2 protein-coding genes and 1 pseudogene are annotated in these 3,340 nt (G+C 69.8%); all 3 read left to right on the top strand.

Annotation, left to right across the window (positions count from 1 at the left end; all coding sequences use genetic code 11):
- Window positions 1-1,020: pseudogene (locus ACTHJJ_RS05810) on the top strand (ABC transporter); the annotation flags it as partial.
- A gap of 159 nt (window positions 1,021-1,179) precedes the next feature.
- Window positions 1,180-1,737: a single-stranded DNA-binding protein gene (locus ACTHJJ_RS05805; RefSeq protein WP_440301989.1), complete on the top strand. Its 558-nt coding sequence runs from the start codon at window positions 1,180-1,182 to the stop codon at window positions 1,735-1,737.
- A gap of 113 nt (window positions 1,738-1,850) precedes the next feature.
- Window positions 1,851-3,340 (top strand): energy-dependent translational throttle protein EttA (gene ettA / locus ACTHJJ_RS05800; protein WP_440301988.1); only part of this gene is annotated, 1,490 nt, incomplete at its 3' end.

Genomic DNA, 3,340 nt, shown 5'->3' with positions numbered 1-3,340 from the left:
TACCTCACGCGGCTCCTCCCCGCAGTGGGTGTTCTGGGCGCGGGCGTCATCTCGTCGTTGGCGCGTCCGGGGGCGGGTGTCGCCCTGCTGTGGCCGCGGCCCACCACCGCGGGGGCCGGCCCCGCCGCCTCTCGTCAGCGGCTGGCCGCCGACGTGCGCGGGGCGGCGACCCGCTTGCGTGAGGATGTGGCGGACACAGAGGTCGATGTCGCCCGGCTGCCGCGGACCGAGCTCGACGCGACGCTCGCCCGAGCCGCCGGTGTGCCGATCGTCCTCGACGCCGTGGCGCGGGACTACCGACGCGAGGCCTTCTCGCACACCGGCTGGATCTTCGGCCGCTGGACAAGGGGATTCGCGGCCGACCCCCTGCGCCGGTTGCGGCTCGACCGGGCCGGACGCCGACCTCCGATCCCCGTTGACATCGAGGGCTCCCACGTCCGAGCCGTCCTCGGCCGGTCGTCGATCCCGGCCCCGACCGTGTCGACCGTCTCCGCCGTCGACGTCGCGACCCGGTCGTTCGTGCGCCTTGCTGCCGATGGGCTGCCATTCCGCTGGGAGCAAGCCGTGCAGGAGGCCGCAAACGGCGGAGAGGGGGCGCTCACTGACGCGCTCGACCAGGCGATCATCGCTACCCCGTTGCGGGCCCACCGCCCGGCCTGGTGGCACGTCGTCAACGTGGCGCAGTGGCTGCTCGGGACCGCCAGCATCGTCGGGCTCCTCTGGCTCGGGGTGCTCTACGCCCTTGGCTTCCTGCAGCTGCCGCGGCCCGAGACTCCCTCGATCGGGATCGTGCCGGTCCCGCTCATCATGCTGGTGCTGGGCCTGGTCATCGGGATCGCGCTGGGCGCGCTGTCGCGATGGTGGGCCAAGGTCGGCTCCAGGCACCGTCGCACCGTCATCGGCAGACGGCTGAGCGAGGCGGTCGCCGCCGTGACCGACGAGCGCGTCATCCGCCCCATCGGCGAGGTCCTCGAACGCCATCGGACAACGCGCGGCAACCTCGACGACGCCAGGGCCTGAGCGCGCCCCCCGGGTGGCTGTCCACACCCGGTGGCGCGCGGTGCGGCTCTCCACAGGCTGAAAGCCGGCTCTCGTGTCGAGCGTCTGGTGACGCGAGGGTGGTCGGCAGGACCGGCACCCGCCGGGCCATCGATCTGCCGGCACCCAGGAGGAGCCACTATGAACGAGATCAAGGTCACCCTGCACGGCAATGTCGTCACGGACCCGACTCCGCGAGCCGGCCGCAACGGCAGCATCTTCACCACCTTCCGCGTCGCGACCACGCCCTACCGCCGGGCGGCCGATGGGAGCTACGCCGACCTTGAGACGAGCTTCTACAGCGTCATCGCCTTCGACACGGCGGCCTCGAACGCGGCGGCCTCGCTCCGCAAGGGGCAGCCGGTCATCGTCGTCGGCAACCTGTCCAACAAGTCCTACGTCGACAAGGACGGGGTCAACCGCACCTCGACGGAGGTCGAGGCCCAGCACATCGGCCACGACCTGCGCTTCGGGAGGGCCACGTTCCAACGGGTCAGCCGTGCCGCGGCGCTCGGCGCCGACCCGGGCGCACAGGAGGATGTCCGCCGCAGTGTCGAGGACCTCATTGCGGACGCGGAACGACCCGCCAACGTCGACGAGAACGGTGAGGTCCACGGCGTCGTCGAGGTGCCGGGACCGCCTGCGCCGGAGTTCGGCGACCCGGAGACCGACGACTACGAGGTCGCCGAGGCCGTCTGACCGGTCGGTGTCCGCGGTGCCCGGTCGCCTCCCTGCGAGCATGCGCGGCCGGGCACCGCAGTTCGCCCCGGCCGATTCGGTCGGGCGGGGGGGCGACGGATAGCCTTCTGCGCATGGCCGAGTTCATCTACACCATGACGAAGGCGCGCAAGGCGCACAACGACAAGGTCATCCTCGATGACGTCTCGATGTCGTTCTACCCGGGCGCGAAGATCGGCATGGTCGGCCCGAACGGTGCGGGCAAGTCGACGATCCTCAAGATCATGGCCGGCCTCGACCAGCCCTCGAACGGCGAGGCGCGCCTCGCTCCGGGTGCCTCCGTCGGCATCCTCCTGCAGGAGCCCCCGCTCAACGAGGAAAAGACGGTCCTCGGCAACGTCGAGGAGGGCGCCGGCGAGATCAAGGCCAAGCTCGACCGCTACAACGAGATCTCCGCCGAGATGGCGAACCCCGACGCCGACTACGACGCGCTCCTCGAGGAGATGGGCAAGCTCCAGGAGGACATCGACCACGCCGACGCCTGGGACCTCGACAACCAGCTCGAGCAGGCGATGGACGCGCTCCGCTGCCCCCCGCCGGACATGCCGGTGACCCACCTCTCCGGCGGTGAGCGCCGTCGGGTGGCTCTGTGCAAGCTGCTCCTGCAGCGGCCCGACCTGCTGCTCCTCGACGAGCCCACGAACCACCTCGACGCCGAGTCGGTGCAGTGGCTCGAGCAGCACCTCGAGACCTACCCGGGCGCTGTCATCGCCGTCACCCACGACCGCTACTTCCTCGACCACGTCGCCCAAAGGATCGCCGAGGTCGACCGCGGGCGTCTCTACCCCTACGAGGGCAACTACTCGACCTACCTCGAGAAGAAGTCGGAGCGCCTGCAGATCCAGGGCAAGAAGGACGCCAAGCTCGCCAAGCGCCTCAAGAACGAGCTCGACTGGGTCCGGTCGAACGCGAAGGGCCGTCAGGCCAAGTCCAAGGCGCGCCTGGCCCGCTATGAGGAGATGGCGGCCGAGGCCGAGCGCACCCGCAAGCTCGACTTCGAGGAGATCCAGATCCCGCCGGGCCCGAGGCTCGGGTCGGTCGTCATCGAGGTCAAGGACCTCAAGAAGGGCTTCGACGACCGGGTGCTCATCGACAATCTCTCGTTCACGCTGCCGCGCAACGGCATCGTCGGTGTGATCGGCCCCAACGGCGTCGGCAAGACCACCCTCTTCAAGACGATCGTCGGGTTCGAGGAGCCGGACGGGGGCGAGGTCAAGATCGGCGAGACGGTCAACATCTCCTACGTCGACCAGGGCCGGGCCGGCATCGACCCGAAGAAGACGCTCTGGGAGGTGGTCTCGGACGGGCTCGACTACATCAAGGTCGGGCAGGTCGAGATCCCGTCCCGCGCCTACGTCTCACAGTTCGGGTTCAAGGGTCCCGACCAGCAGAAGCCTGCGGGCGTCCTCTCCGGTGGAGAGTGGAACCGTCTCAACCTGGCCCTCACCCTCAAGCAGGGCGGCAACCTGCTCCTCCTCGACGAGCCGACCAACGACCTCGACGTGGAGACCTTGGGCTCGCTCGAGAACGCGCTGCTCGACTTCCCGGGCTGCGCCGTCGTGAT

The sequence above is a fragment of the Intrasporangium sp. genome, assembly GCF_051961875.1.
Lineage (GTDB): Bacteria > Actinomycetota > Actinomycetes > Actinomycetales > Dermatophilaceae > Intrasporangium_A.
This window is presented reverse-complemented; position numbering and strand designations above follow the sequence as displayed.